This is a genomic window from Klebsiella sp. 141251, assembly GCF_050600725.1.
GTDB classification, from domain to species: Bacteria; Pseudomonadota; Gammaproteobacteria; order Enterobacterales; family Enterobacteriaceae; genus Klebsiella; species Klebsiella aerogenes.
In genome coordinates this window covers 20,568-47,041 of sequence record NZ_JAQIRG010000008.1, presented here as the reverse complement: position 1 = coordinate 47,041, position 26,474 = coordinate 20,568, and the positions used below count along the sequence as shown (strand labels likewise).

At 56.0% G+C, this 26,474-nt stretch carries 23 protein-coding genes and 1 pseudogene; 15 read left to right on the top strand and 9 right to left on the bottom strand.

Annotated features, from left to right (window positions below; all coding sequences use genetic code 11):
- The first annotated feature begins 95 nt into the window (after positions 1-95).
- The 7 genes and pseudogenes from PGR09_RS18010 (at position 96) to PGR09_RS17980 (ending at position 9,136) form a co-directional block, all read left to right on the top strand.
- Positions 96-491: a YgiW/YdeI family stress tolerance OB fold protein gene (locus PGR09_RS18010; RefSeq protein WP_045392168.1), complete on the top strand. Its 396-nt coding sequence runs from the start codon at positions 96-98 to the stop codon at positions 489-491.
- Positions 492-568: 77 nt separating this feature from the next.
- Positions 569-1,438, top strand: a complete 870-nt coding sequence (locus PGR09_RS18005; protein WP_430916377.1) for an AraC family transcriptional regulator — start codon at positions 569-571, stop codon at positions 1,436-1,438.
- Positions 1,439-1,559: 121 nt separating this feature from the next.
- Positions 1,560-3,818, top strand: a complete 2,259-nt coding sequence (gene parC / locus PGR09_RS18000; RefSeq protein WP_045392162.1) for a DNA topoisomerase IV subunit A — start codon at positions 1,560-1,562, stop codon at positions 3,816-3,818.
- A gap of 186 nt (positions 3,819-4,004) precedes the next feature.
- The gene (gene plsC, locus PGR09_RS17995; protein ID WP_045377717.1) at positions 4,005-4,742 is read left to right on the top strand and encodes a 1-acylglycerol-3-phosphate O-acyltransferase; all 738 of its coding nucleotides are present in this window, start codon (positions 4,005-4,007) and stop codon (positions 4,740-4,742) included.
- An 83-nt stretch (positions 4,743-4,825) separates the two neighbouring features.
- A complete protein-coding gene (gene ftsP / locus PGR09_RS17990) occupies positions 4,826-6,238 on the top strand; it encodes a cell division protein FtsP (protein WP_045392156.1) in 1,413 nt (470 codons plus the stop codon).
- 33 nt (positions 6,239-6,271) lie between these two features.
- A pseudogene (locus PGR09_RS17985) lies at positions 6,272-8,609 on the top strand (YgiQ family radical SAM protein).
- Positions 8,609-9,136: a GNAT family N-acetyltransferase gene (locus tag PGR09_RS17980; protein ID WP_047043031.1), complete on the top strand. Its 528-nt coding sequence runs from the start codon at positions 8,609-8,611 to the stop codon at positions 9,134-9,136. Before PGR09_RS17985 ends, PGR09_RS17980 begins: the two are co-directional and overlap by 1 nt.
- Positions 9,137-9,170: 34 nt before the next feature.
- On the opposite strand, the gene dkgA is transcribed toward PGR09_RS17980, so the two are convergent.
- On the bottom strand, positions 9,171-9,998 hold the full coding sequence (gene dkgA, locus PGR09_RS17975) for a 2,5-didehydrogluconate reductase DkgA (protein WP_015369664.1): 828 nt from the start codon (positions 9,996-9,998) through the stop codon (positions 9,171-9,173).
- Between the two features lie 144 nt (positions 9,999-10,142).
- Entirely contained in the window at positions 10,143-11,306 is a 1,164-nt protein-coding gene (gene yqhD / locus PGR09_RS17970) for an alcohol dehydrogenase (protein WP_047043028.1), read from the bottom strand.
- A gap of 198 nt (positions 11,307-11,504) precedes the next feature.
- Between yqhD and PGR09_RS17965 the strand changes: the two genes are divergently transcribed.
- The gene (locus PGR09_RS17965; protein WP_045392143.1) at positions 11,505-12,404 is read left to right on the top strand and encodes an AraC family transcriptional regulator; all 900 of its coding nucleotides are present in this window, start codon (positions 11,505-11,507) and stop codon (positions 12,402-12,404) included.
- Between the two features lie 74 nt (positions 12,405-12,478).
- Here PGR09_RS17965 and yghB read toward each other — a convergent pair whose 3' ends face one another.
- Both yghB and metC read right to left on the bottom strand, forming a co-directional pair.
- Positions 12,479-13,138 carry a DedA family general envelope maintenance protein YghB gene (yghB, locus tag PGR09_RS17960; protein WP_047043022.1) on the bottom strand — a complete coding sequence of 220 codons (660 nt, stop codon included), beginning with the start codon at positions 13,136-13,138 and terminating at the stop codon, positions 12,479-12,481.
- Positions 13,139-13,267: 129 nt separating this feature from the next.
- Positions 13,268-14,455 carry a cystathionine beta-lyase gene (gene metC, locus PGR09_RS17955; protein ID WP_047043019.1) on the bottom strand — a complete coding sequence of 396 codons (1,188 nt, stop codon included), beginning with the start codon at positions 14,453-14,455 and terminating at the stop codon, positions 13,268-13,270.
- Between the two features lie 251 nt (positions 14,456-14,706).
- Between metC and exbB the strand changes: the two genes are divergently transcribed.
- The 3 genes from exbB to PGR09_RS17940 all read left to right on the top strand — a co-directional run bounded on the left by exbB (position 14,707) and on the right by PGR09_RS17940 (position 16,496).
- A complete protein-coding gene (gene exbB / locus PGR09_RS17950; protein ID WP_015369670.1) occupies positions 14,707-15,438 on the top strand; it encodes a tol-pal system-associated acyl-CoA thioesterase in 732 nt (243 codons plus the stop codon).
- A gap of 6 nt (positions 15,439-15,444) precedes the next feature.
- On the top strand, positions 15,445-15,870 hold the full coding sequence (gene exbD / locus PGR09_RS17945; protein ID WP_015369671.1) for a TonB system transport protein ExbD: 426 nt from the start codon (positions 15,445-15,447) through the stop codon (positions 15,868-15,870).
- A 131-nt stretch (positions 15,871-16,001) separates the two neighbouring features.
- On the top strand, positions 16,002-16,496 hold the full coding sequence (locus PGR09_RS17940; protein ID WP_032712529.1) for a TIGR00645 family protein: 495 nt from the start codon (positions 16,002-16,004) through the stop codon (positions 16,494-16,496).
- A 43-nt stretch (positions 16,497-16,539) separates the two neighbouring features.
- On the opposite strand, the gene yghU is transcribed toward PGR09_RS17940, so the two are convergent.
- The gene (gene yghU / locus PGR09_RS17935; RefSeq protein ID WP_047043015.1) at positions 16,540-17,406 is read right to left on the bottom strand and encodes a glutathione-dependent disulfide-bond oxidoreductase; all 867 of its coding nucleotides are present in this window, start codon (positions 17,404-17,406) and stop codon (positions 16,540-16,542) included.
- A gap of 49 nt (positions 17,407-17,455) precedes the next feature.
- Positions 17,456-18,016 carry a DsbA family protein gene (locus PGR09_RS17930; protein WP_015703498.1) on the bottom strand — a complete coding sequence of 187 codons (561 nt, stop codon included), beginning with the start codon at positions 18,014-18,016 and terminating at the stop codon, positions 17,456-17,458.
- Positions 18,017-18,036: 20 nt separating this feature from the next.
- Here PGR09_RS17930 and PGR09_RS17925 point away from each other — a divergent pair, with 20 nt between their 5' ends.
- From PGR09_RS17925 to PGR09_RS17915, 3 genes are all read left to right on the top strand, one after another.
- Entirely contained in the window at positions 18,037-18,159 is a 123-nt protein-coding gene (locus PGR09_RS17925; RefSeq protein ID WP_306463112.1) for a hypothetical protein, read from the top strand.
- A gap of 76 nt (positions 18,160-18,235) precedes the next feature.
- The gene (gss, locus tag PGR09_RS17920) at positions 18,236-20,101 is read left to right on the top strand and encodes a bifunctional glutathionylspermidine amidase/synthase (protein ID WP_032712528.1); all 1,866 of its coding nucleotides are present in this window, start codon (positions 18,236-18,238) and stop codon (positions 20,099-20,101) included.
- Positions 20,102-20,197: 96 nt separating this feature from the next.
- Entirely contained in the window at positions 20,198-21,379 is a 1,182-nt protein-coding gene (locus tag PGR09_RS17915) for a PLP-dependent aminotransferase family protein (RefSeq protein ID WP_015703496.1), read from the top strand.
- Between the two features lie 166 nt (positions 21,380-21,545).
- On the opposite strand, the gene PGR09_RS17910 is transcribed toward PGR09_RS17915, so the two are convergent.
- The 3 genes from PGR09_RS17910 to PGR09_RS17900 form a co-directional block, all read right to left on the bottom strand.
- Positions 21,546-21,734, bottom strand: coding sequence for a hypothetical protein (locus tag PGR09_RS17910; protein WP_045392131.1), 189 nt, complete (start codon positions 21,732-21,734; stop codon positions 21,546-21,548).
- A gap of 195 nt (positions 21,735-21,929) precedes the next feature.
- A complete protein-coding gene (locus PGR09_RS17905) occupies positions 21,930-23,312 on the bottom strand; it encodes an aspartate aminotransferase family protein (protein WP_430916376.1) in 1,383 nt (460 codons plus the stop codon).
- A gap of 48 nt (positions 23,313-23,360) precedes the next feature.
- Positions 23,361-24,854, bottom strand: coding sequence for an aldehyde dehydrogenase (locus tag PGR09_RS17900; protein WP_430916375.1), 1,494 nt, complete (start codon positions 24,852-24,854; stop codon positions 23,361-23,363).
- Positions 24,855-25,485: 631 nt separating this feature from the next.
- On the opposite strand from PGR09_RS17900, the gene PGR09_RS17895 reads away from it, so the two are divergent.
- Entirely contained in the window at positions 25,486-26,415 is a 930-nt protein-coding gene (locus PGR09_RS17895; protein ID WP_015703484.1) for a LysR substrate-binding domain-containing protein, read from the top strand.
- The last annotated feature ends 59 nt before the right edge of the window (positions 26,416-26,474 follow it).

Below are 26,474 nucleotides of genomic sequence, written 5' to 3'. Positions count from 1 at the left end.
TGTACAGCATTAAAATTTCTTTTTTCCGCTTAAGAAGTCGTTAAGTTTTGTCAGGCGTAATAGGAGCCATACCAACACAAAAGGGAGAATATAAGATGAAAAAAATTGCTGCGATGACCGCGATTATTGCTTTGGTTTCCATGCCGGTACTGGCCGCCGGGCAGGGTGGCTTCACCGGGCCGTCGACTACCACCACCACGCAGGCCGGCGGCTTCACCGGGCCGAGCGGCGCGGTGACCACCGTGGCGAACGCCAAGTCGCTGCGTGATGACACCTGGGTGACCCTGCGCGGTAAAATCGTCGAGCGCATCTCTGATGACCTGTATAAATTCCAGGATGCCTCCGGCGTGGTGAACGTCGATATCGACCACAAGCGCTGGAACGGCGTCACCGTCGGCCCGCAGGATACGGTAGAAATTCAGGGTGAAGTCGATAAAGACTGGAACTCGGTCGAGATCGACGTGAAGCAGATCCGTAAAATCACGCCATAACGCCCGCGCCAGAATGCGCAAGATCGGTCAGGAATCGCTATCCTCGCTCTGGCAGAGTGTGTCGCGTGGAGGAGACGATGAACGATATTAAGGCCAGCCCGGCGTACGTCGGGCGTTTTCAGCGAGTCTGTTTGTACATTGAGAACCATCTTGATGAGCCGCTAACGCTGGAGGCGCTGAGCGCGATTGCGTATAGCTCGCCTTACCATTTTCACCGGCAATTTAGCGCGTATACCGGCGTTCCGCTGTACCGGTATATTCAGTGGTTACGCCTGCGGCGCGCCTGTTGGCGCCTGGCTTTCAACCCGCAGGATAAAATCATCGATATTGCCCTTGATGCCGGATTTCAAAATTCGGAGTCGTTCAGTCGCGCCTTCCGTACCGCGTTTGATCAAAGCCCGACTCAGTTCCGTCAGCGACCGGATTGGGGCGAGTGGCATCGGCGCGTACCGAAACATACGCTTCAGGAGCAAACTTCGATGGACGTCAACATTATTCAATTTCCAGCCACAAGGATCGCCGTATTGCAACATCGCGGGAGCCCGGACCTGGTCAACGCCACCGCCGCGCGTTTTATCGCATGGCGCAAAACGAGCGGGCTGTCGCCAGTCGCCACCAGCGAAACCTGGGGCATTGCCTGGGACGATCCGCAAACAACGCCAGGCGACGCTTTTCGTTTTGATATCTGCGGCACCGTTGAGCGACCGATTAGCGAAAACGCGTTTGGCGTGATTAACGGCGAGATCCCGGCAGGCCGTTGCGCAGTGGCCCGCCATCACGGTTCGCTGGACACGCTGGCGCAAAGCGTCTGGTTTCTCTATCGCGACTGGCTGCCCGCCTCCGGGGAGACGCTAAGGGATTTTCCGGTGTACTTCCGCTACCTCAATTTTGTGCATGAAGTTGGCGAGCATGAACTCCGCACCGATATTTATTTACCGTTAGCCTGATTGATATCCTCATCCTCTTTAACCGATCTCACTTCCTGTGACTCAGGGCGTGAGATCGGGTATTATCGCAGGTAGTTTTGCCGCCGCAATGGCCGCGTCCCAGATTGAGGATCCACGATTAATGAGCGATATGGCAGAGCGCCTCGCGCTACATGAATTCACGGAAAATGCCTACCTGAACTACTCCATGTACGTCATCATGGACAGGGCATTGCCGTTTATTGGCGATGGCTTAAAGCCGGTTCAGCGCCGCATTGTCTATGCAATGTCCGAGCTGGGCCTGAACGCCAGCGCCAAGTTCAAAAAATCCGCCCGCACCGTCGGCGACGTACTGGGTAAATATCACCCGCACGGCGACAGCGCCTGCTATGAAGCGATGGTGCTGATGGCGCAACCTTTCTCTTACCGCTATCCGCTGGTGGACGGGCAGGGGAACTGGGGGGCGCCGGACGATCCGAAATCCTTCGCGGCGATGCGTTACACCGAATCCCGTCTGTCGAAATACGCCGAGCTGCTGCTCAGCGAGCTCGGCCAGGGCACCGTCGATTGGGTACCGAACTTTGACGGTACGCTGCAGGAGCCGAAAATGCTGCCTGCGCGTCTGCCGAACATTCTGCTGAACGGCACCACCGGCATCGCCGTTGGTATGGCCACCGATATCCCGCCGCACAACCTGCGTGAAGTGGCGCAGGCGGCGATTACGCTGCTGGAAAAACCGAAAACCACCCTCGATGAGCTACTGGATATCGTGCAGGGGCCGGACTACCCGACCGAAGCGGAAATCATTACCCCGCGCGCGGAAATTCGCAAAATCTACCAGAACGGCCGTGGTTCGGTGCGCATGCGCGCCGTGTGGGCGAAAGAAGACGGCGCGGTGGTGATTAGCGCGCTGCCGCATCAGGTGTCCGGCGCGCGCGTGCTGGAGCAGATCGCCGCGCAGATGCGTAACAAAAAGCTGCCGATGGTTGATGACCTGCGTGATGAGTCGGATCATGAAAACCCGACCCGTCTGGTGATCGTGCCGCGTTCCAACCGAGTGGATATGGAGCAGGTGATGAACCACCTGTTCGCCACCACCGATCTGGAAAAGAGCTACCGCATCAACCTCAACATGATCGGCCTGGACAACCGTCCGGCGGTGAAAAACCTGCTTGAAATCCTGACGGAGTGGTTGACCTTCCGTCGTGATACCGTGCGTAACCGCCTGAACTACCGTCTGGAAAAAGTCCTCAAGCGCCTGCACATCCTCGAAGGTTTGCTGGTCGCGTTCCTCAACATTGATGAAGTGATTGAGATAATCCGCCACGAAGATGAACCAAAGCCGGCGCTGATTGCCCGCTTCGGCATCAGCGAAACCCAGGCGGAAGCGATTCTGGAATTAAAACTGCGTCATCTCGCCAGGCTGGAAGAGATGAAGATCCGCGGCGAGCAGAGCGAGCTGGAAAAAGAGCGCGATCAGCTGCAGGCGATTCTGGCGTCTGAGCGCAAGATGAATAACCTGCTGAAGAAAGAGCTGCAGGCCGATGCCGATACCTTCGGCGACGATCGCCGTTCGCCGCTGCGCGAGCGCGAAGAAGCGAAGGCGATGAGCGAGCACGATATGCTGCCGTCCGAGCCGGTCACTATCGTTCTGTCGCAGATGGGCTGGGTGCGTAGCGCCAAAGGTCACGATATCGATGCGCAGGGGCTGAGCTACAAAGCCGGCGATGGCTGGAAAGCGTCGGTGAAAGGCAAGAGCAACCAGCCGGTGGTATTCATTGATACCACCGGGCGCAGCTATGCCATTGACCCGATTACGCTGCCTTCCGCCCGCGGCCAGGGCGAACCGGTCACCGGTAAAGTGACGCTGCCGCCGGGCGCGAGCGTAGAACATATGCTGATGGAGGCAGACGATCAGAAGCTGCTGATGGCTTCCGATGCCGGCTACGGTTTCGTCTGTACCTTCAACGACCTGGTGGCGCGCAACCGCGCCGGTAAAGCGCTGATTACGCTGCCGGAGAACGCGCATGTCATGCCGCCGCTGGTCATTGAAGACGATGCCGATATGCTGTTGGCGATCACCAACGCCGGGCGCATGCTGATGTTCCCGGTGAGCGACCTGCCGCAGCTGTCGAAAGGCAAAGGCAACAAGATTATCAACATTCCATCTGCGGAAGCTGCCTCCGGCCAGGATGGTCTGGCGCATCTGTTTGTCCTGCCGCCGCAGAGCACGCTGACTATCCACGTCGGCAAGCGTAAGATCAAACTGCGTCCGGAAGAGCTGCAAAAAGTCACCGGCGAGCGCGGTCGTCGCGGTTCGCTGATGCGCGGCCTGCAAAAAATCGACCGCGTGGAGATCGACTCCCCGCGCCGCGCCTCGGCTGGCGACAGCGAAGAGTAAGACCCGCATCCTTCACCTGGCTGGAGGATGCGAAAATTTGCCGCAAAATCGTTGTTTATTCAGGCATTGCGATTAACATGTCCTCCAGGGGCGGAGATTTTCCGCCCCGCGTTGAGAGGGCTGCGGTGTCCTGAACCTGTTATTCTACAGGGATAACGCTAAGCGGTTTGGGTTTCAGAGGAAGCTATGTTATTTATTTTTCGACTAATTTTTGTTGTCATTTATTGCATCGTGGTGTGCATATTTGGCAGTCTTTACTGCTTGTTCAGCCCGCGCAACCCTAAGCACGTCGCGACGTTTGGTCATCTGTTTGGCCGTCTGTCCCCGGTATTCGGCCTGAAAGTCGAGCTGCGTAAGCCTGCGGACGCGGAAAGCTACGGCAATGCGATCTACATCGCTAACCACCAGAACAACTATGATATGGTGACAGCGTCGAACATCGTGCAGCCGCCGACGGTTACCGTGGGTAAAAAAAGCCTGTTGTGGATCCCGTTCTTTGGCCAGCTTTACTGGCTGACAGGCAACCTGCTGATTGATCGCAATAACCGAACCAAAGCGCACGGCACTATTGCTGAAGTGGTGAATGCGTTTAAAAAGCGTAAAATTTCGTTCTGGATGTTCCCGGAAGGAACCCGCAGCCGCGGCCGTGGTCTGCTGCCCTTTAAAACCGGCGCGTTCCACGCGGCTATCGCCGCTGGCGTGCCGATTATTCCAGTATGCGTGTCGAATACATCGAACAAAATTAAACTCAATCGCTGGAACAACGGTCTGGTGATTGTCGAGATGCTGCCGCCGGTCGATACCAGCCAGTTTGGTAAAGATAACGTGCGCGCGCTGGCGACACACTGCCGCGAGCTGATGTCCGCTAAAATCGCCGAGCTGGATAAAGAAGTGGCCGAGCGCGAAGCGGCTGGAAAGAAATAATACAGGAAACGCCGCGAACGCGAGCGTATTGCTGGCGGGAAACGAATTCCCTTTTTGCATTGTCAGTATTTCATGGAGTTAATATGTCACTCAGTCGGCGTCAGTTTATTAAGGCTTCAGGTGTAGCGCTGTGCGCGGGCGCCGCGCCGCTGAAGGCTCATGCCGCCGGCCAGCAGCCGGCGCTCCCCATACCGCCTCTGCTGGAATCCCGTCGCGGTCAGCCGCTGTTTCTGACCCTGCAACGTTCCCACTGGTCATTCACCCAGGGCACGCGCGCGCCGGTATGGGGCATCAATGGCCGCTACCTCGGGCCGACCATTCGCGTCTGGAATGGCGATGACGTCAAACTTATCTACAGTAACCGCCTGACCGAAAACGTCGCCATGACGATTCGCGGCCTGCAGGTGCCGGGGCCGCTGATTGGCGGCGCGGCGCGCATGATGTCGCCGAATGCGGATTGGGCGCCGGTGCTGCCGATCCGCCAGGGCGCGGCCACGCTGTGGTATCAGGCGAATACCCCGAACCGGATGGCGAAACAGGTTTACAACGGTCTGGCGGGAATGTGGCTGGTGGAAGACGAGGTCAGCAAAAACCTGCCGATCCCAAACCACTACGGCGTTGATGACTTCCCGGTGATTATTCAGGATAAGCGGCTGGATAACTTCGGCACCCCGGAATATAGCGAACCGGGCAGCGGTGGCTTCGTTGGCGATACCCTGTTGGTCAACGGCGCGCAGGGGCCGTATGTCGAAGTCTCTCGCGGCTGGGTACGACTGCGTTTGCTGAACGCGTCTAACTCGCGCCGCTATCAGCTGCAGATGAGCGATGGTCGTCTGCTGCACGTTATCTCAGGCGATCAGGGCTTCCTGCCGGCGCCGGTCTCACTTAAGCAATTGTCGCTGGCCCCCGGCGAGCGGCGAGAAATTCTGGTGGATATGACCAACGGCGATGAAGTGTCGATTACCTGCGGCGAAGCGGCGAGCATCGTCGACCGTATCCGCGGTTTCTTCGAGCCGTCGAGCATTTTGATCTCCACGCTGGTGCTGACGCTGCGTCCGACCGGCCTGCTGCCGCTGGTTACCGATAGCCTGCCGGTGCGGCTGCTGCCGACCGAGCTGCTCTCCGGCACGCCGCTGCGCAGCCGCGATATTACGCTCGGCGACGACCCCGGCATCAATGGCCAACTGTGGGATCCGCAGCGTATTGATATCACCGCCCAGCAGGGAACGTGGGAGCGCTGGACCGTTCGCGCCGACCGCCCGCAGTCGTTCCATATTGAAGGCGTGATGTTCCAGATCCGTAACGTTAATGGAACGATGCCGTTCCCGGAAGACCGAGGCTGGAAAGATACCGTATGGATCGACGGGCAGGTAGAACTGCTGGTGTATTACAATCAGCCTTCCTGGCCGCACTTCCCGTTCCAGTACCTGAGCCAGACGCTGGAACTCGCCGACCGCGGCTCGATTGGCCAGATTCTGGTGAATCCGGCGCCATAATATCCGCAACCCTGGCCGCAACACGGTCAGGGTTTGAGAAAATCCTCCTTCATTTCCACTATCATTCCGGCTTATAATCCACGCCCTTTTGGTTATTTTTTTATCATTTTCCCCGGAAGCAATATGAGCGCAATATCCCTGATCCAGCCGGATCGTGACCTATTTTCCTGGCCGCAATACTGGGCTGCCTGTTTTGGCCCTGCGCCATTTTTACCAATGTCGCGTGAAGAGATGGATCAACTTGGCTGGGATAGCTGCGACATTATTCTGGTGACCGGCGACGCCTACGTCGACCATCCAAGCTTCGGCATGGCTATCTGCGGCCGTATGCTGGAAGCGCAGGGCTTCCGCGTAGGGATCATCTCCCAGCCGGACTGGAACAGCAAAGAAGACTTCATGCGCCTGGGTAAGCCGAATCTGTTCTTCGGCGTGACCGCGGGCAATATGGACTCAATGATCAACCGCTATACCGCCGACCGTAAGCTGCGCCATGACGACGCCTATACCGCCGGCAACGTCGCGGGTAAGCGCCCGGACCGCGCGACGCTGGTTTATACCCAGCGCTGTAAAGAGGCATGGAAAGACGTGCCGGTGATCCTCGGCGGTATTGAGGCCAGCCTGCGCCGTACCGCGCACTACGATTATTGGTCCGATACCGTGCGCCGCTCGGTGCTGGTGGATTCGAAAGCCGATATGCTGATGTTCGGCAACGGCGAGCGCCCGCTGGTTGAAGTGGCGCATCGTCTGGCGATGGGCGAGGCCATCGGCGATATTCGCGATGTGCGTAATACCGCGATCATGGTAAAAGAGGCGCTGCCGGGCTGGAGCGGCGTTGACTCCACGCGTCTGGATACGCCGGGCAAAATCGACCCGATTCCGCATCCGTACGGTGAAGACCTGCCGTGCGCAGACAACAAACCGGTGGCGCCGAAAAAAGCCGAGGCCAAAGCCGTTGTCGTGCAGCCGCCGCGGCCAAAACCGTGGGAAAAAACCTACGTATTACTGCCATCCTTTGAGAAGGTCAAAGGCGACAAAGTGCTGTACGCTCACGCGTCGCGCATTCTGCACCATGAAACCAACCCAGGCTGCGCTCGCGCGCTGATGCAAAAGCACGGCGAGCGTTATATCTGGGTTAACCCGCCGGCGATCCCGCTGTCGACTGAAGAGATGGACAGCGTCTTTGCGCTGCCGTACAAGCGTGTGCCGCATCCTTCTTATGGCGATGCGCGTATCCCGGCCTACGAGATGATTCGCTTCTCTATCAACATCATGCGCGGTTGTTTCGGGGGCTGTTCTTTCTGCTCGATCACCGAACACGAAGGGCGCATCATCCAGAGCCGCTCTGAGGATTCGATCATTAATGAAATCGAAGCGATTCGCGACACGGTTCCCGGCTTTACCGGCATTATTTCCGATCTTGGCGGCCCAACCGCCAATATGTATATGCTGCGCTGTAAATCGCCGCGCGCCGAGCAGACCTGCCGTCGTCTCTCGTGCGTCTATCCGGATATCTGCCCGCACATGGACACCAACCATGAGCCGACGATCAATCTGTACCGTCGCGCCCGCGACCTGAAAGGCATCAAGAAAATCCTTATCGCATCGGGTGTGCGTTACGACATCGCCGTAGAGGATCCGCGCTATATCAAAGAACTGGCGACCCACCACGTCGGCGGCTACCTGAAGATCGCTCCGGAGCATACCGAAGAGGGGCCGCTGTCGAAGATGATGAAGCCGGGCATGGGCAGCTACGACCGCTTTAAAGAGCTGTTTGATACCTATTCGAAGCAGGCGGGTAAAGAACAGTACCTTATCCCGTACTTTATTTCCGCCCACCCCGGGACGCGCGATGAAGATATGGTGAATCTGGCGCTGTGGCTGAAGCGTCATCGCTTCCGTCTTGACCAGGTACAGAACTTCTATCCGTCGCCGCTGGCGAACTCAACCACCATGTATTACACCGGCAAGAACCCGCTGGGTAAAATCGGCTATAAGAGCGAGGACGTGGTGGTGCCGAAGGGCGATAAACAGCGCCGTCTGCATAAAGCGCTGCTGCGCTATCACGATCCGGCAAACTGGCCGCTGATCCGTCAGGCGCTGGAGGCGATGGGTAAAAAGCATCTGATTGGTTCACGCCGTGACTGCCTGGTACCGGCGCCGACGCTGGACGAGATGCGTGAAGCGCGTCGCCAGAACCGTCATACCCGCCCGGCGCTGACGAAGCATACGCCGGTTGCGCATCAGCGCCAGACGCCGGCCGCTCCGGGGGCGAAAAAGCGTATTAAGCCGAAGACAGCGTCCCGCTAAGACGCTTCCCCGGCGGTTGCGATCGCCGGGGGAAAACCTGTCATATAAGGAGAGAGAACGATAATGACGCCGGTAATCCTGTCGCGACAGCAGCTGGAAATGTTGTGGGAGATAGATCGCAGTGAAATTATCGACACCCTTTATAAGCTCGATAATGGCCGGCTTCAGGCGTACCCGCAATATTATGATGTGCGAGGTTGGGATCCTCACGATCGCCAGATTTATACGCCTATTCACGAGGCCTGCTACGATCGCGGCGGTATTTTTTTCGCCTTTTTCGAGCAGGATAAAATCATTGCCGCGGCGGCGATTGATACCTTGCCACGGGGTAAAAATGGCGATCTACGCCAACTGCTATTCTTTTATGTGGGCGCGGCGCAGCGCGGCCAGGGATGGGGACGGCGTCTGTTTGATTATGCGCTGCAACAACTTCCTGCCCTTGACGCATCCGGCCTGTATATTTCGTCCATCCCTAACAAAAGTACCGTTGATTTTTATCTTTCCCAGGGCTGTCGTTTAATTGATGAGCCCGACCCGGAGCTATTTGCGCTGGAGCCTGAGGATATCCATTTAATTTGCGAAAGCCTTTAGCGCCGCGCGGCGCTAAAGGCAAAAGTGAAGGGGATTACCCGCCGAACTGATCCGGGTCGGGGCCGAGACGTTTCCCCTGGTCCAGCTTAGCGATTTCACTGAGTTCGTCTTTGTCGAGACGGAAGTCCCAGACGTCAAAGTTTTCCGCAATACGCGATGGCGTGACGGATTTCGGGATCACCACCAGTCCGCTGTCGAGATGCCAGCGAATGACGATTTGCGCCGGCGTTTTGCCATATTTATCCGCCAGATGGTGAATAATCTTTTGATCGAAAACCCCCTTACCGCCCTGCGCTAATGGGCTCCAGGATTCGGTCTGGATTTTGTGCGTGGCGTTCCAGGCGTGCAACTGGCGCTGCTGCATTAACGGGTGCAGCTCAATCTGGTTGATCACCGGAGCGACGCCGGTTTCATCGATCAGCTTTTGCAGATGCGGCACCTGGAAATTACACACCCCGATGCTTTTTGCCAGCCCCTGCTGCTGCAGTTCGATCAGCGCCTGCCAGGCTTCGACGTAATGGCCTATCGCTGGCACCGGCCAGTGGATTAAATAGAGATCCACATAGTCCAGTTTCAGCTTGCTGAGGCTCTCTTTTAGCGCTTCATGCGGCCGTTTTTGATCGTCATTCCACAGTTTGGTGGTGATGAAGAGCTCATCGCGATTGACGCCCGCGCTGCTTAACGCGTTGCCGACGCCAGCCTCATTTTGGTACGCGGCGGCGGTGTCAAAAGAACGATAACCGACTTCCAGCGCCTTATGAATGGCGGAGACGACTTCCTCGTTGCCTGCTTTCCACACGCCGAGACCCAGCTGCGGCATCAGGTTGCCGTCGTGTAGTTTAATAACGGTTGGATGTGTCATGCCTTCCTCCTGTTAATGAACTCAGCGTGAAAAATCCGCCGAGGGGTAGCATTAAGTCTGGACGAAATAGCTAAAAACGGTAGTAAAAACACCTCTCCCGGACGTTTGTTTAACGTAAGGAGAGGTGAATCAGGCGGGAATAACTTAGCGGGCAGCCTCGTAAATACGGCGGCTGACGTCCAGAGTGATATCCTGATTTTCGCCAAGCTTAGTCATGCCGTGTTCTTCCAGTTTCGCCAGCAGCGCCGGGATGGAGCTACCGTCAAGACCGTAATCGGAAAGGCGAGTCGGCACGCCCATCTGCTCGAAGAAACGACGGGTTGCGGCGATAGCGGCATCGATACGTTGTTCTTCGGAACCTTCGGTAATATTCCACACGCGCTCGGCGTACTGCAGCAGCTTAGCGCGCTTGGTATCGCGTTTCTCATTCCACAGCGCCGGCAGCACGATAGCCAGCGTCTGAGCGTGATCCAGGCCGTGCATCGCCGTCAGTTCATGGCCGAGCATGTGGGTCGCCCAGTCCTGAGGGACGCCTGCGCCGATGAGACCGTTCAATGCCTGCGTCGCCGCCCACATAATGTTGGCGCGCACGTCGTAGTTCTCCGGCTCCTGCAGCGCTTTCGGGCCATCTTCCACCAGCGTCAGCAGAATGCCTTCGGCGAAACGGTCCTGAATTTTGCCGTTTACCGGATAGGTCACGTACTGCTCAACGGTATGGACGAAAGCGTCAACGACGCCGTTAGCGACCTGGCGCGGCGGCAGGGTGTAGGTGTAAACCGGATCGAGGATTGCGAAGACCGGCTGAACGTGTTCGGACATAAACGCGCGTTTATCGCCGGTGGTTTTACGCGAGATAACCGCGCCTTTGTTTGATTCGGAACCGGTCGCCGGCAGGGTCAATACCGAGCCCATCGGAATGGCGCGAGTAATCTTGCTGCCGTAGGTTTCCAGAATTTCCCACGGATCGATATTCGCGTCATAGTGCGCGGCCGCGGCGATAAACTTGGTGCCATCAAGCACCGAACCGCCGCCAACCGCCAGCAGGAAGGTCACTTTCTCTTCGCGGGCGAGTTTTACCGCGTTCATCAGCGTTTCGTAAGACGGGTTTGGCTCAATCCCGCCGAATTCCAGCACGTCAAAGCCAGCCAGCGCGCTCAGTACCTGATCCAGTACGCCGGTTTTCTTCACGCTACCGCCGCCGTAAGTCACCAGCACGCGAGCGCCGGCTGGGATTTGTTCGCGCAGGTCGGCGATGGCGCCTTTGCCGAACAGAATGCGGGTTGGGGTATGTAAATTGAAGTTATTCATGGCTGGTGCCCTCATAAAGATGAAACTCCCGGCAGAAAGGACGACTCTCTGCCCGATGGCGGCTATTGTGTTCCTGCGCCCGTTTCCTCTCAATGCACATTCCTGCCATTGTCTTGCCCATTTCTCCATTTGGCTGGAGAAAAGGAAGGAAACTACGCACAATAAGGACGTAGAAAAATCGTCGGAGAAGCAGCGAAAATGAACCGTGCCGAGATATGCCAGCTATTAACAGACAAGGTTAACAAACTGAAAGATAAGCAAGAAATGCTAAGTGATCTGCTGCCGGATATCCGTCTGCTGTACGGGACACAGCCGGGCACCCGTACGCCGGTGATGTACCAGCCGGGGATCGTTTTTCTCTTTTCCGGCCATAAAATTGGCTATATCAATGAACGAACCTTCCGTTATGACACAAACGAATACTTACTGTTAACCGTCCCGCTACCGTTCGAATGTGAAACCTTCGCGACTCCGGAAGTGCCGCTGGCGGGAATGCGGTTGAATGTCGATATTTTGCAGTTGCAGGAGCTGCTGATGGATATCGGCGAAGATGAGCTTTTTCAGCCGTCGGTCGCTTCCAGCGGGATCAACTCGGCGGTGCTATCAGAAGAGATCCTCTGTGCGGCGGAACGCCTGTTAGACGTGATGGAGCGACCGCTGGACGCGCGCATTCTCGGCAAACAGATTATCCGCGAGATCCTTTATCACGTCCTGATTGGCCCCTGCGGCGGGGCGCTGCTGGCGCTGGTGAGCCGGCAGACGCACTTTAGCCTGATTAGCCGCGTCCTGAAGCGCATTGAAAGCCAGTACACCGAAAACCTCAGCGTCGACCAGCTGGCGGCGGAAGCGAATATGAGCGTCTCGGCGTTTCACCATAACTTTAAATCGGTTACCAGCACCTCGCCGCTGCAGTATTTGAAGACCTATCGCCTGCATAAGGCCAGAATGCTGATGATTCATGACGGCATGAAAGCCAGCGCGGCGGCGATGCGCGTCGGCTATGAAAGCGCCTCGCAGTTTAGCCGTGAGTTTAAACGCTATTTTGGCATTACACCGGGTGAAGATGCCGCGCGTATTCGCACGATGCAGGGGATTTGATAAGGATGCGGCGCCTGTAGCCCCGGTAAGCGCCAGCGCTACCGGGGATTTTGAGACCATCCGGCGCGGGTGAATCAGGCGCTGCAGTATTTCTTCTTGATAACGACGATAACCGTACCAACGAGGCCGGTTACCAGCAGGGCGATCGGTAAAATCATCAGGCAGGTCATGACCTGGTCTTCGTGGTTTTTCACGAATGGGATCATGCTCAGCGCATAGCCGAGACCGGTGACGACGCCAACCCACAGCAGACCGCTGAGCCAGTTAAAGAACTGGAAACGACGATTCGGCAGGCCGGAAATACCCGCCATGGTTGGCAGCAGGGTGCGGACAAACGCCAGAAAGCGTCCGGCCAGCAGCGCCAGCAGGCCGTGTTTATCAAACATGTTGGTGGCGCGCTGATGATATTTGTGCGGCAAATGCGACAGCCAGCCTTTAACCACAGTGGTATTACCCAGCCAGCGCCCCTGTAAATAGCTCAGCCAGCAGCCGAGGCTGGCGGCGGCGGTCAGAATGGCGAGAGTGGGGACAAAATCCATGACGCCTTTGGCGATTAACGCGCCAGCGAGCAGCAACAGGCTATCGCCCGGTAAAAATGAAGCCGGCAGCAGCCCGTTTTCCAGAAACAGGGTCGCGAACATGACCAGATATACAAAACCCACAACGTGAGGGTTTGCCAATGCGGCAAAATCATGTTGCCACAGCGCGGCGACAATCTCTTGAATGACAACCATGGACTTTCCTAAGTGGTACCGTTTTTCGACTAGTGTACTCCTGAAGCGGCCCGAGCACCTTGATCCCGGGCGCAACAAAAGCGGCCGCTTTTCTGAAAGCGTCCGCTTTTGTTGCCACTTCCTGTCACTTTACACGATACGCGCGAAACCTGCCGCTAAATCCGCCAGCAGATCGTCAACATTTTCTAAACCTATGTGCAGTCGAATAAGAGTGCCGCTGAAATCCACTTCCGCCCCGGGGCGGATGGCCGCGATATGTTCCGGCTGGTTGGCGAGGATCAGTGATTCGAACCCGCCCCATGAGTAGGCCATGCTGAACAGGCTGAAGTTGTCCAGATAGGCTGACAGTTCGGCGTCGGTCAGACGTTTATTAAGGACGAAAGAGAACAGACCACTGCTGCCACTGAAGTCGCGCTTCCAGAACTCGTGGCCCTTGCTGCCCGGCAGCGCCGGATGATTGACTCGCGCCACCTGCGGGTGCTGCGCCAGCCATTCGGCGACGCGTAGACTGCTTTCATGATGCTGACGCAGGCGGACGCCAAGCGTACGCAAGCCGCGGCTGGTCATGTAGGCGGTGTCGGCATCGACCATCTGGCCCATCAGATAGGCATTTTCACATAATTGCTCCCAGCAGCGGGCGTTGGCCACCGCGGTGCCGATCATCCCGTCGGAGTGGCCAATTAAATATTTCGTTGCCGCCTGAATAGAGATATCGATACCAAAATCGAGCGCTTTAAACAGTACCCCTGCCGCCCACGTATTATCGATCATGATAATGGCTTCCGGCGCGACGCGGCGCACGGCGGCGACGATGGCCGGCACATCATGCACTTCCATGGTGATCGAACCGGGGGATTCAAGAAACACGACTTTAGTATTGGGTTGAATCAGGTTGGCGATATCCGCGCCGATGAGCGGATCGAACCAGCCGGTCGTCACCCCGAGCTTCGCAAGGATCTTCGTGCAGAAGTCCTGGCTGGGTTCATAGGCGGTATTGGTCATTAACACGTGGTCGCCCTGTTCGACGAAGGCCAGAATCGTGTTGGCGACCGCGGCCGCGCCGCAGGGGAAGAGGGCGCAGCCAGCGCCGCCTTCCAGTTCGCACATGGCTTCCTGCAGCGAAAAGTGGGTCAGCGTGCCGCGGCGGCCATAAAACAGCTCGCCTTTGGCGCGGTTACGGGTGGCGTGTTTTTTAGCCTCGACGGTATCAAACACCAGCGATGAGGCGCGTTGGATAACGCTATTCACCGAACCCTGAGTATATTTTTTGCGGCGCCCGGCGTTGACCAGCGCGGTATCAAGATGTTTATCAGCCATGTTATAGAAACCTGTTTTTATACGTCTGGACGTCTAAACTACCATGAATACCGGTTTGTGTACCGGGCCGGAAACGATACAGGCAAAAATTTTCCCGAAACCGGCGTCAGCCGCTTTTTTACTGCGTAAGCGCAAAGAAAATAAACGTGATTTGCTGCACAGTGTAAATACTAATGAGAACCACTATCAATTCGATGTCGTTTTGATATTATTATGCTCAGTTTTTGTGATTGACGTCCTGGAGAAACAGTGTGGGTAATAATTTGATGCAGGCGGATCTCTCCGTTTGGGGTATGTATCATCACGCCGATATTGTCGTTAAGGTTGTGATGATTGGCTTGATTCTGGCTTCGGTAGTCACCTGGGCTATCTTCTTCGGCAAGGGCGCCGAAATGTTGTCCAGCAAGCGTCGCCTCAAGCGTGAGCAGCAGCAGCTCAGCGAAGCGCGTTCTCTCGATCAGGCTAACACTATCGCGAATGGATTCCATGCTAAAAGCCTGACCACTCAGCTGATTAACGAAGCCAATAATGAGCTGGAACTGTCGGCAGGCGTGGATGACAACGAAGGCATTAAAGAACGTACCGGTTTCCGCCTTGAGCGCCGCGTGGCGCAGGTTGGCCGCTATATGGGCCGCGGCAACGGTTATCTGGCGACTATCGGCGCCATCTCTCCGTTCGTCGGCCTGTTCGGTACCGTCTGGGGCATCATGAACAGCTTTATCGGTATCGCGCAAACGCAGACCACTAACCTCGCGGTTGTCGCGCCGGGTATCGCTGAAGCGCTGCTGGCAACGGCGATTGGTCTGTTTGCCGCGATCCCGGCGGTGGTTATCTACAACGTTTTCGCCCGCATGATTGCCAGCTACAAAGCCTCTCTCGGCGATGTGGCCGCGCAGATTATGCTGCTGCAAAGCCGTGACCTTGACCTGAACGCCAGTGGTTCTCAGCCGCTGCGTCCGGCGCAGAAATTACGGGTAGGTTGATCCGCTATGGCGATGCATTTTAACGAAAACCTCGATGATAACGGCGAAATGCACGACATTAACGTGACGCCGTTTATCGACGTCATGTTGGTGCTGTTGATTATCTTCATGGTGGCGGCGCCGCTGGCCACCGTGGACGTCAAAGTCAATCTGCCTGCCTCATCCAGTCAGCCGCAGCCGCGTCCGGAAAAACCGATTTACCTGTCGGTGAAAGCCGACAAATCGATGTTCCTCGGCAACGATCCGGTGACCGAAGAGAGCGTGATTGCCTCGCTGGACGCGCTGACTCAGGGTAAGAAAGACACCACCGTGTTCTTCCGCGCCGACAAAACCGTCGACTACGAGACGATGATGAAAGTGATGGATACGCTGCATCAGGCCGGTTACCTGAAAATTGGTCTGGTGGGCGAAGAGACCGTCAAAGCGAAGTAATTTCCCCCAGGATATCTCCCGAAAGGCCAACACTGCGTTGGCCTTTTTTATTTCCCCGCCGCCTGCACACCGTTTTGATATGGACCAGCTGCGATATAATGGCCGCCATTTTTACAAACTGACAGGACCTTATGGAACGCTTTCTGGAAAACGCTATTTATGCTTCGCGCTGGCTGCTGGCGCCGGTTTATTTCGGCCTCTCGCTGGGGCTTATCGCGCTATCGATAAAATTTTTTCAGGAGATATTCCACATCCTGCCGCATATCTTCAGCGTCGGCGAGTCGGATCTCATTCTGACGCTGCTTTCGCTGGTCGATATGACGCTGGTGGGCGGGCTGCTGGTGATGGTGATGTTTTCTGGTTATGAAAACTTCGTCTCGACGCTGGATATTAACGAAGGCAAAGAGAAGCTCAACTGGCTTGGCAAAATGGATGCGACATCGCTGAAAAACAAGGTGGCGGCGTCGATTGTGGCTATCTCTTCCATTCACCTGCTGCGGGTGTTTATGGATGCGAAGAACGTGCCGGATAACAAGCTGATGTGGTATGTCATTATCCATCTCACATTTGTGCTGTCAGCCTTTGTGATGGGCTATCTCGATCGCCTGACCAAGGTAAAACACTGATGTGACAACTTACCCGGCAGCTCCGCGCCGCCGGGTAAGGGCATCACGCCTGGCGCTTGTCTTCGGTCTGCGTGTCGAAATCGCGGGCGTCATGGCGCTCGTGCAACTGCTCGTCGAGCGGGCCATTGGTGCGGTTAACTATCCGCCCGCGCTTCACCGCCGGGCGATTGCCCACATCCTGCGCCCAGCGCAGCACGTTAACGTAACTGCCGGCATCGAGGAATTCCGCGGCGTTATAGACGTTGCCCAGCACCACGTTGCCGTACCACGGCCAGATCGCCATATCGGCGATGGTGTACTCTTCCCCCGCCACAAAGCGGCCGCGCGCCAGCTGCTTATCCAGCACGTCGAGCTGACGTTTCGCTTCCATGGTAAAGCGGTCGATGGCGTACTCAATTTTCACCGGCGCATAGTTATAGAAGTGGCCAAAGCCGCCGCCGAGGAACGGCGCTGCGCCCTGTAGCCAGAACAGCCAGTTTAGCGTTTCGGTGCGCCCGGCCGGGTCTTTCGGCAGGAAGAAACCAAATTTTTCCGCCAGATAGAGCAGGATGCTGCCGGATTCAAATACCCGGGTCGGCGGAGTGGTGGAGTGGTCGCTCAGCGCCGGGATCTTCGAGTTTGGGTTCACTTCGACAAAGCCGCTGGAAAACTGATCGCCTTCGCCGATACGAATCAGCCAGGCGTCATACTCAGCGCCAGCCACGCCCAGCGCCAGCAGCTCTTCCAGCATGATAGTCACTTTCTGCCCGTTCGGCGTGCCCAGCGAATAGAGCTGTAGCGGGTGATTGCCAACGGGCAGCACTTTTTCATGCGTCGCGCCGGAAACCGGACGGTTGATATTGGCGAACGCGCCGCCGTTATTCTGTTTCCATTCCCATACTTTCGGTGGTTGGTATTGATTGTCGGACATACTGACCTGCCTCTTTAGTAAGGTGTACAAAAAAGTCTAGCAGCTAATCTCAGGCCATAATCCGCGCGGCCCACACGCTGACGTCATCGCCGCTGCCGAGATCGGGCTGCACCAGGCCGTTGACCATAAACGTCGGCGACACATGGATGCCGTTCTGGCGGGCGTATTTACTGTGCCATTTGATTTCGTTTTGCAGCTCAGGGCGGGCAAATGCCGCCGCCAGCGACACGTGGCTATAGCGCTCAAGGCGCTCGATAATTTGCTGCGGAGTGGTATTCATATTCGGCCCGCTGCAGTGGTCGGTGAATTCAAACTCTTCACGATGATCGGCGACCGCCTGCAGGACTTTGTGCGCCTGCTCTCTGCCGTGCGGCAGGGTGGAGGCGGCCAGCACGCAGCGCACGATTACCCCGGAAAACAGATGCCACGGCTGGGACTGCAGGCGAATCTTAATCGTGACGTTCTCGGCGCCGACTTCATCCAGCAATTCATCGAGTTTGTTGAAGGCGCGAACGGAAAACGGACAGGTTGGTTCGAGGAATACTTCAAAAGTCCGTGGGCCATGTCCCCAGACCAGCGGCTGGGCATTGAGATGCGAAGGTGCGCTCATTGTCGACTCCTGATGTAGTGATGTTTTTTTGTTATGTGTTGGCTAACAATATCACTTTTGCCAATGGACGCCGGGTTATTTTCTATAAGGGCACGTTTAGCGAATCGAATGAGTGGTATCATCATTTCACCTCTGTCTGGTAAGTGCCTGCGGCAGGATAAGAAGAGGGAGTTTTGTTCCGCCAACTGCCCGGGCTGCATTAATTTGAGGTCAGGCTAAATGAGTAAAGGATCGACCAGTATTGACGCCCCTTTCGGCACGCTTTTGGGCTACGCGCCGGGCGGCGTGGCAATTTATTCTTCGAATTACAGTAGTTTAAACCCACAAGATTATCCGGATGACGCCGCTTTCCGCAGCTATATCGGCAACGAGTATATGGGGCATAAATGGCAGTGCGTGGAGTTCGCGCGGCGCTTTTTATTCCTCACCTACGGCTTTGTCTTTACCGACGTCGGTATGGCTTATGAAATCTTCTCGCTGCGCTTTCTGCGCGAAGTGGTCAATGACAACATTCTTCCCCTGCAGGCCTTCGCCAACGGCTCGCGCCGTCCGCCGATCGCCGGTTCGCTGCTAATCTGGCAGAAAGGCGGCGAGTTTAAACATACCGGACACGTGGCGGTGATTACGCAACTGGTAGGGAATAAGGTCCGTATCGCCGAGCAGAACGTCATCCACGCGCCGCTGCCGCAGGGCCAGCAGTGGACCCGCGAGCTGACGCTGGAAGTGAAAGACGGCGTCTACACCATCAAAGATACCTTTGCCGATACCGAAATTTTAGGCTGGATGATCCAGACCGCCGATACCGAGCATAGCCTGCCGCAGCCGGTGCTGCCGGGCGAGGAGATGAAAATCAGCGGCGCGCGGCTGCCGAATAAAGGCCAGTTCCGCGGTAACTGGCTCAATGAGAAAGACGCGCTGCAAAAGGCCTATGTTGAAGCCAACGGTCATTTCATCAATCAGGATCCCTACCAGTACTTCACCATCAGCGAGAGCGCCGAACAGGAACTGATTAAAGCGACCAATGAACTGCATCTGATGTATCTGCACGCCACTGATAAGGTGATGAAGGATGACAACCTGCTGGCGCTGTTCGATATTCCGAAAATTCTCTGGCCTCGTCTGCGCCTCTCGTGGCAGCGCCGCCGTCATCATATGATTACCGGGCGCATGGATTTCTGCATGGATGAGCGCGGGCTGAAGGTGTACGAATACAACGCCGACTCTGCCTCTTGCCATACGGAAGGCGGATTGATCCTCGAACAGTGGCTGAAACAGGGCTATCGCGGTACCGGCCATAATCCGGCGGAAAATCTGCTTGAGGAGCTGGCGGGGGCGTGGAAGCACAGCCGCGCGCGGCCGTTCGTGCACATCATGCAGGATAAGGATCTTGAAGAGAACTACCATGCCCAGTTTATTCAGCGTTCGCTAACCGAGGCGGGCTTTGAGAGCAAAATTCTCTTTGGTCTTGATGAGCTACGCTGGGATGCTGCCGGGCAGCTTATCGACGGCGATGGCCGCTTGGTTAACTGCGTGTGGAAGACCTGGGCATGGGAAACCGCCATCGAGCAGGTGCGTGAAGTCAGCGCCGATGAGTATGCGGCAGTGCCGATTCGTACCGGTCATCCGCAAAATGAGGTGCGCCTGATTGACGTCCTGCTGCGCCCTGAAGTATTGGTATTCGAACCGTTGTGGACGGTTATCCCCGGCAACAAGGCGATTCTGCCGGTGCTGTGGTCGCTGTTCCCACATCATCGCTATCTGCTGGATACCGATTTTGTGGTCAATGACGAGCTGGCGAAAACCGGTTATGCGGTCAAACCGATCTCCGGGCGCTGCGGTAATAACATCGATCTGATAAGCCCGCACGATGAGGTATTGGATCAGACCAGCGGGCAATTTGTCGATCGCAAAAATATTTACCAGCAGCTGTGGTGTCTGCCGAAGGTTGACGGCAAGTACATTCAGGTGTGCACCTTCACGGTGGGCGGTAACTATGGCGGTACCTGCCTGCGCGGCGATGATTCGCTGGTGGTGAAAAAAGAGAGCGATATTGAGCCATTAGTCGTGCTGAAAGACGACGAGTAACGGCCGCAAACCGGGCAGCGGCTAGCATCGCTGCCCGGCACCTGCAAAGCTACAACGAACAACTAACACAACAACAAGACAGAAAAGGAAAAGCATATGCACGATCGGCGCCTCGCCGCCCGCGCGGGTGAACTTAAGCCCTCCGCCGTCCGCGAACTTCTCAAACACAGTAAACTGCCTGGCGTCATTTCGCTTGGCGGCGGTATTCCGGCTCCGGAACTGTTTGATACCGAAGGTCTCAACCTCGCGGTGCAAAAGGTGATGAGTGAACGTTTTAATGATGCGTTCCAGTACGGCCTTACCGAAGGATATCCGCCGCTGCGCCAGGCGGTGAGCGAAATCTGCCAGTCGCGCGGCGTGGCCTGCTCGGCAAGCCAGGTGTATATCACCTCCGGTTCGCAGCAATCGCTGGATATCGTCGCCCGCACGCTGCTCGATCCGGGCGATGCGGTCGTCGTTGAACGTCCGACCTACCTTGCCGCGCTGCAGGTATTCCAGCTGGCGCAGGCGAATATCCTGAGCGTCGATACCGACGATAACGGCATGCTGGTTGAACAACTGGCCGATCTGCTGGAAACCACTAAGGTTAAAGCGGTCTATCTGGTGCCGACATTTGGCAACCCTGGCGGTAAAACCCTCAGCGACGATCGACGCCAGCGGCTGGTGGCGCTAGCGAAGCAACATGATTTTGTGATCATCGAAGACGATCCCTACGGCGAAATCAGCTTCACCGATAAAGTGCGTCGTCCGCTGTATCAACATGCGATCGAACAAGGCTGTGAAGAACGGGTGGTGTACACCTCCACGTTCTCCAAGATCCTTGCGCCGGGAATGCGTATCGGCTGGATCGTGATGCCGGAATGGCTGGCGCACCAGGCGGTGATCGTTAAGCAGGCGGCGGATCTGCATACTAATATGCTCTCTCAGGTTATCACCGCTGAGTATCTGGAAATGAATCGCCTGAACGATCAGATCGCTCTGATCCGCGAAGACTACCGCAAGAAGTGCGTGGCGCTGGCTGATGCGCTGGAAAGTCGTCTTGGCGAGCATCTTGAGTTTAGCCGCCCGGAAGGGGGAATGTTCCTGTGGGCCCGTTTCCGCTATCCGTTCGATACCATGGCGTGGCTTGAGAAAACGCTGGAAAACGGCGTGGTTTACGTACCTGGTGAAGCGTTCTACAACGATAATCCGGATACCCGCACGCTGCGTCTTTCCTACTCGACGGTTTCTGAAGCCGGTCTGCTGACCGCCGTCGAACGTTTGGCTAAATCGCTGTAATCTTTTGTCTCCGCACCGATGACCGGTGCGGAGCGCTTTAAATCGGGGGAGGGTTTACTCTTGCTCGGCGATGCGATCGTCAAGCCAGATGAGCATCAGGGAAGAGAGAAAAGCGACAGCAATAGTGCCAATAAACAACAACATAAAGATTTCCTCAGGGGTTTTATTATTTTTCTAATGTAACCGGTGAGTGGCTATTTTTGTTTGCAAAGGTGATTTTGGTGTCATGCTGCGCTGTTGCAAGGGTGAAAAAATCATCAGCGTCAACATCGAAATTCAGTACTATTTCCCGGTACTTTCTGGCGTTAACTAATTCTTTAGCTTCTTTCATACTACTGGCGATAATAGTAGGCATCAGTTTCATCTCAGTTTGAAAACTAGCAGCAAAATAAAAGCTTGTTCGTATCAGATCAACATTTTTTTGCCGACGCTCTAAAAGCGCATCTCATGACGGTCTGCTGATACCCGGAACCCTGCTAAGTGGAATGCAGGTAAAAACGGAGGCCGAAGGCCTCCGCTAAAAGATAATCAAAAGCAGTAAGTAATTGACTTATAGCAGGCCAATCTCTTTAGCGGTACGGTCAACGGCACGCTTGGTTTTTTCAACCAGTTCATCGAGTTCGCTATGTCCGGCAATCAGCGCCGGCGCCATGATCATGCGCCCCAGCGTTGAGCGGATGATCACGCCTTCTTCAAAGCCGATGGTGCGACAGCGCCAGGCCAGTTCGTTCTCGTTGGCAAAGCGTTTGCGAGTGGCTTTATCTTCGGAAAACTGCAGGGCGGCCACCAGCCCGGCGCCCTGCACCTCGCCAATAAGCGGATGGTTTTCAAACACTTCGCGCAGCGTTTTTTGCAGATAGGGGCCGCTATCGGTACGAACTCGGGTAACGTGGTTTTCATCGCGTAAGGCTTTCAGGTTGGCGATCGCCACCGCGGCCGCCACCGGGTGGCCGGAATAGGTCAGGCCGTGTGGGAAAACGCCGCCTTTTTCTACCAGCACGTCGGCCATGCGCTTGCTCAGTATCAGCCCGCCCATCGGTACGTAACCGGAGGTTAGCCCCTTGGCAATCGACAGCGTATCCGGTTCAAAGCCGAAGTACTGATGCGCAAACCACTCGCCGGTACGGCCAAAGCCGCCAATCACCTCATCGGCGCACAGCAGCACGTCATATTGCCGGCAGATACGCTGGATCTCCGGCCAGTAGCTTTCCGGCGGGAAGATCATGCCGCCCGCCCCCTGGAACGGTTCGGCGATAAAGCCGGCGACGTTTTCCGCGCCCAGTTCCAGGATCTTCTCTTCCAGCTGGCGGGCGCAGCGCAGGCCGAACTCCTGCGGCGTCAGGTTGCCGCCGTGCATAAACCAGTAGGGTTCATCGATATGGGCCACGTCCGGGATCACGCCGCCCATTTCATGCATGAACTTCATGCCGCCGAGCCCGCTTGCCGCCAGGGTAGAGCCGTGATAGCCGTTCCAGCGGCCAATCATCACCTTTTTCTCCGGCTTACCGAGGATCTGCCAGTAGCGGCGAACGGTGCGAATCAGCACTTCATTCGATTCCGAACCGGAGTTGGTGTAGATAGCGTGGCTGTAGTGCGGCGGCAGCAGGCTAAACAGCAGCTCGGAAAGCTCGATAACCGCCGGGTGGGTCGTGTGGAAGAACATGTTGTAATAGGGCAGTTTGGCAAACTGCGCCGCGGCGGCGTCCGCCAGATCCTGGCGACTGTAGCCCAATTGGGTACACCACAGGCCGGACATCCCGTCGAGGTATTTATTGCCGTCGTTGTCCCACAGGTATAGTCCTTCGCCGCGTACCATCACGCGCGCCCCTTCGGCGTTCAGCGCTTTTTGATCCAGGAAGGCGTGAATATGGTGAGCCGCATCTGAATGTTGGTAATCGGACGTCGAACGGTTCTGATTGCTTGGATTAGTCATTTCGTCTCTCCTGTCTGCTGAAACTGAAAAAGTGATGCAGGCTGCGGCCTACTCGCGAAACTGAAACCAGGTGGTTTTGAGGCTGGTGAATTTATCAAAGGCATGTAGAGACAGATCGCGGCCAAAGCCCGACTGCTTGTTGCCGCCAAAGGGAACGGTGACGTCCAGCGCATCGACGGTATTTACCGAGATTGTTCCGGCGGTCAGCTGCGCGGCGACGCGATGGGCGCGGTGCAGATTGTCGGTCCACAGCGAGGCGGCCAGCGCATAGATATGGTTATTCGCCAGATGAACCGCCTCCTTCTCGCTATCGAAGGCGCAAACCGCCAGCACCGGACCAAAAATCTCCTCTTTCCACAGCGCCATCTCTTCGTTTACGTCGGCCAGCAGCGTCGGCTGAACGTAGTTGGCGACGCCGTCTATTTCCACCGTACGGCCGCCGGTAAGCAGCGTTGCGCCCTCGTCTTGCGCGCGGCGGATAGCCGCCATCACTTTTTCGGCATGGGCGGCGCTGACCATGGCCCCCATGCGGGTTTGCGGATCGAGGGGATGCGCCGGAGCCCAGGCCTGCATTTTTTCCTGTAGTTTGGCAATGAAGGCCGCGTAAATCGGGCGCTCAACCAGCAGGCGGGAGTTTGCCGAGCAGACTTCGCCCTGATTAAAACAGATGCCGAAGGCTGCTTTTTCAGCGGCCAGGTCGAGATCCTGGCAGTCGGCGAAGATGATATTGGCGCTCTTGCCGCCGCACTCCAGCCATACCTGTTTCAGGTTGGACTGGGCCGAATAGGCCATAAAGGCTTTGCCGACGGCGGTTGAGCCGGTGAAGGCGATGACATCGATATCGTGATGCAGTCCCAGCGCGCTCCCGGTTTCGGTTCCCAGCCCGGTTACCACGTTAAGCACGCCTGGCGGAATACCGGCCTCCAGCGCCAGCTCGCCCAGACGCAGGGCGCTAAACGGCGAGTTTTCCGAGGGCTTGAGGATCACGCTATTGCCGGCCGCCAGCGCCGGACCCAACTTCCAGGAGGCGAGGTCGAGCGGGAAGTTCCACGGTACGATGGCGGCAACCACGCCGATGGGTTGGCGAGTGATGGTCGCCAGCGCGCCGGGCCTGGCGGGAGCCACTTCATCGTAGATTTTATCTACGCTTTCGGCATACCAGCTGAGGATGTGCGCGGCGCCGGGGACATCAATATTCAGCGCATCGTTGACCGGTTTCCCCATGCTGACGCTCTCCAGCAGCGCCAGCTCTTCGCGATGCTGAAGGATCAGCGCCGACAGGCGCAGCAGCGCGCGTTTACGCTCCTGCGGCGCCAGTCTCGACCAGACGCCGGAAGTAAACGCGCGGCGCGCGGAAGCGACGGCAATATCGATATCTTCCGCCTGCAGCGAAGTCACTTCCGCCAGCAACGTATTGCTGGCTGGATTAATGGCGGGACAGGTTTTACGGCTTTTCGCGACGTACGGTTGACCATCGATAATGGCGTGGCTGATAAAGCGCTGCTCCTGCAGCCTGCGCTGCCAAAAGTTTCTATCAGACATGAACCTTCTCCTTCGCATGTTGCGTAATTGTTATTTATTTGTTTCTTTGAGTTCATGATGCAGGAGGGCAATGCGGCGAGAAAGGACTAAAAATCTAGGCAACCTCTATAAAAATCGTTGTTAGCTGGCGTTAGCCATTTTTCTCATTACCGGTCTGATGACCATGCACTGTGATGGCGTTCAAAAAATAATACTGCGTCATTTTTCAATAAGCTGTAATGCAAAGAGTTTTTATTTGCGATCAGTTTTCTATAACGACGGGGCCCGGTGGGTTTTGGCAATATTAAATATTCTCAAATAAAAATATTGAGAACATAAATACTACTTAAGGCAAAATGAATAACGATGAAACGTTCGACCTCACCAGCGCATTTTAGTGAGCGTAAGCACAATTAATACGTTGTAATATAAGGTAGTTATATGCCTTGTTTTTTCTCATCCTGCTTATACTGGCCGAAGTATTATCCTCCGGCGCTCGCAATTTTCTCGCCAGGTATCTGTTAATTTTATGTAAAAATCTGATCGCTGTCGGATTGTTGATCTTTTTCACGGCAGAGGGTTGCAGGCCAGGGTGTTCATCGTTTAAAGCTAACCAGCCTGCCTCCTTGATGATAAAAAAATAAGGTATCACATGCCCCATTTCACCCTGAAACAGCTCAAATACTTTGTTGCCGTCGTCGAGGCGGAAAGTATTGCTGAAGCCTCACGCCAGCTGCATATCGCGCAGCCGTCGATTTCCATCGCCGTGAAGACGCTGGAAGATATGTTTGAACAGCAGTTTTTTATTCGCCACCACGCCCAGGGGGTATCAATGACCCCGAGCGGACAGCGTTTTTATGAAAAAGCCAAAGAACTGCTGCGGCTCTCTTATCAATTTGAACAAAACTCGAAGGCCGATAATGAGCTGGTCTCCGGGATTATTTCCATCGGCTGTTTCGAGACCGCCGCGCCGCTGTATATGCCGTCGTTGATGGCCGGGTTTAAGAAAATTTATCCGGAAATCACCATTAAAATTTACGACGGCGAGCAGCACGAGATTGCTCACGGTCTGCACCGCGGGCGTTTTGACCTGGCTTTTCTCTATGATCTCGAACTGGATACCTCGATTTATACCGAGAGCCTCAACGCGCCGCAGAAGCCCTATGCGCTGTTACCGGCGGATCATCCCCTGGCCCAGCGGCACGCCGTGCGGCTGTCCGAGCTGAGCAATCTGCCAATGATCCTGTTGGATGTGGTGCCGAGCAAAAACTACTTCATCAGCATTTTCAAAGATAAGGGCTACAACCCGCAGGTGGCCTACAGTTCGCCGTCGATTGAGATGGTGCGCTGCATGGTTGGCCAGGGGCTGGGCTTCTCGGTGCTGGTGACGCGTCCGGTGAACGACATGACCTATGACGGCCAGCAGGTACGCTGTGTGGAGATTCAGGATGAAATGGCGAATTCCGCGCTGGTGATGGCCCATCTGCGCAGTAGCGAACCGACCAAACCGACCAAACTGTTTATGGAGTATTGCCGCAACGCGGTATTAAGCCCGCCGCAGCAAGAAGTGAAAGTCGCCTGAATGAGCAAATTTACCCGCCATTAGCGCGGGTAAATATATTCATGTGGTATTTTCTGCGT

Bases quoted from the DNA above. Each gene is read 5' to 3' on its own strand.
- PGR09_RS17900 (WP_430916375.1), bottom strand. From the start codon at position 24,854: ATGTCTGATAGAAACTTTTGGCAGCGCAGGCTGCAGGAGCAGCGCTTT.
- yghU (WP_047043015.1), bottom strand. From the start codon at position 17,406: ATGTCCGACAATCAATACCAACCACCGAAAGTATGGGAATGGAAACAG.
- PGR09_RS17925 (WP_306463112.1), top strand. From the start codon at position 18,037: ATGTTTTTTTGTTATGTGTTGGCTAACAATATCACTTTTGCCAATGGA.
- yghB (WP_047043022.1), bottom strand. From the start codon at position 13,138: ATGGTTGTCATTCAAGAGATTGTCGCCGCGCTGTGGCAACATGATTTT.
- metC (WP_047043019.1), bottom strand. From the start codon at position 14,455: ATGGCTGATAAACATCTTGATACCGCGCTGGTCAACGCCGGGCGCCGC.
- PGR09_RS18010 (WP_045392168.1), top strand. From the start codon at position 96: ATGAAAAAAATTGCTGCGATGACCGCGATTATTGCTTTGGTTTCCATG.
- PGR09_RS17930 (WP_015703498.1), bottom strand. From the start codon at position 18,016: ATGAGCGCACCTTCGCATCTCAATGCCCAGCCGCTGGTCTGGGGACAT.
- yqhD (WP_047043028.1), bottom strand. From the start codon at position 11,306: ATGAATAACTTCAATTTACATACCCCAACCCGCATTCTGTTCGGCAAA.
- PGR09_RS17965 (WP_045392143.1), top strand. From the start codon at position 11,505: ATGAACCGTGCCGAGATATGCCAGCTATTAACAGACAAGGTTAACAAA.
- PGR09_RS17910 (WP_045392131.1), bottom strand. From the start codon at position 21,734: ATGCCTACTATTATCGCCAGTAGTATGAAAGAAGCTAAAGAATTAGTT.
- PGR09_RS17980 (WP_047043031.1), top strand. From the start codon at position 8,609: ATGACGCCGGTAATCCTGTCGCGACAGCAGCTGGAAATGTTGTGGGAG.
- dkgA (WP_015369664.1), bottom strand. From the start codon at position 9,998: ATGACACATCCAACCGTTATTAAACTACACGACGGCAACCTGATGCCG.
- exbD (WP_015369671.1), top strand. From the start codon at position 15,445: ATGGCGATGCATTTTAACGAAAACCTCGATGATAACGGCGAAATGCAC.
- PGR09_RS17895 (WP_015703484.1), top strand. From the start codon at position 25,486: ATGCCCCATTTCACCCTGAAACAGCTCAAATACTTTGTTGCCGTCGTC.
- PGR09_RS17905 (WP_430916376.1), bottom strand. From the start codon at position 23,312: ATGACTAATCCAAGCAATCAGAACCGTTCGACGTCCGATTACCAACAT.
- PGR09_RS17915 (WP_015703496.1), top strand. From the start codon at position 20,198: ATGCACGATCGGCGCCTCGCCGCCCGCGCGGGTGAACTTAAGCCCTCC.
- PGR09_RS18005 (WP_430916377.1), top strand. From the start codon at position 569: ATGAACGATATTAAGGCCAGCCCGGCGTACGTCGGGCGTTTTCAGCGA.
- parC (WP_045392162.1), top strand. From the start codon at position 1,560: ATGAGCGATATGGCAGAGCGCCTCGCGCTACATGAATTCACGGAAAAT.
- PGR09_RS17940 (WP_032712529.1), top strand. From the start codon at position 16,002: ATGGAACGCTTTCTGGAAAACGCTATTTATGCTTCGCGCTGGCTGCTG.
- plsC (WP_045377717.1), top strand. From the start codon at position 4,005: ATGTTATTTATTTTTCGACTAATTTTTGTTGTCATTTATTGCATCGTG.
- ftsP (WP_045392156.1), top strand. From the start codon at position 4,826: ATGTCACTCAGTCGGCGTCAGTTTATTAAGGCTTCAGGTGTAGCGCTG.
- gss (WP_032712528.1), top strand. From the start codon at position 18,236: ATGAGTAAAGGATCGACCAGTATTGACGCCCCTTTCGGCACGCTTTTG.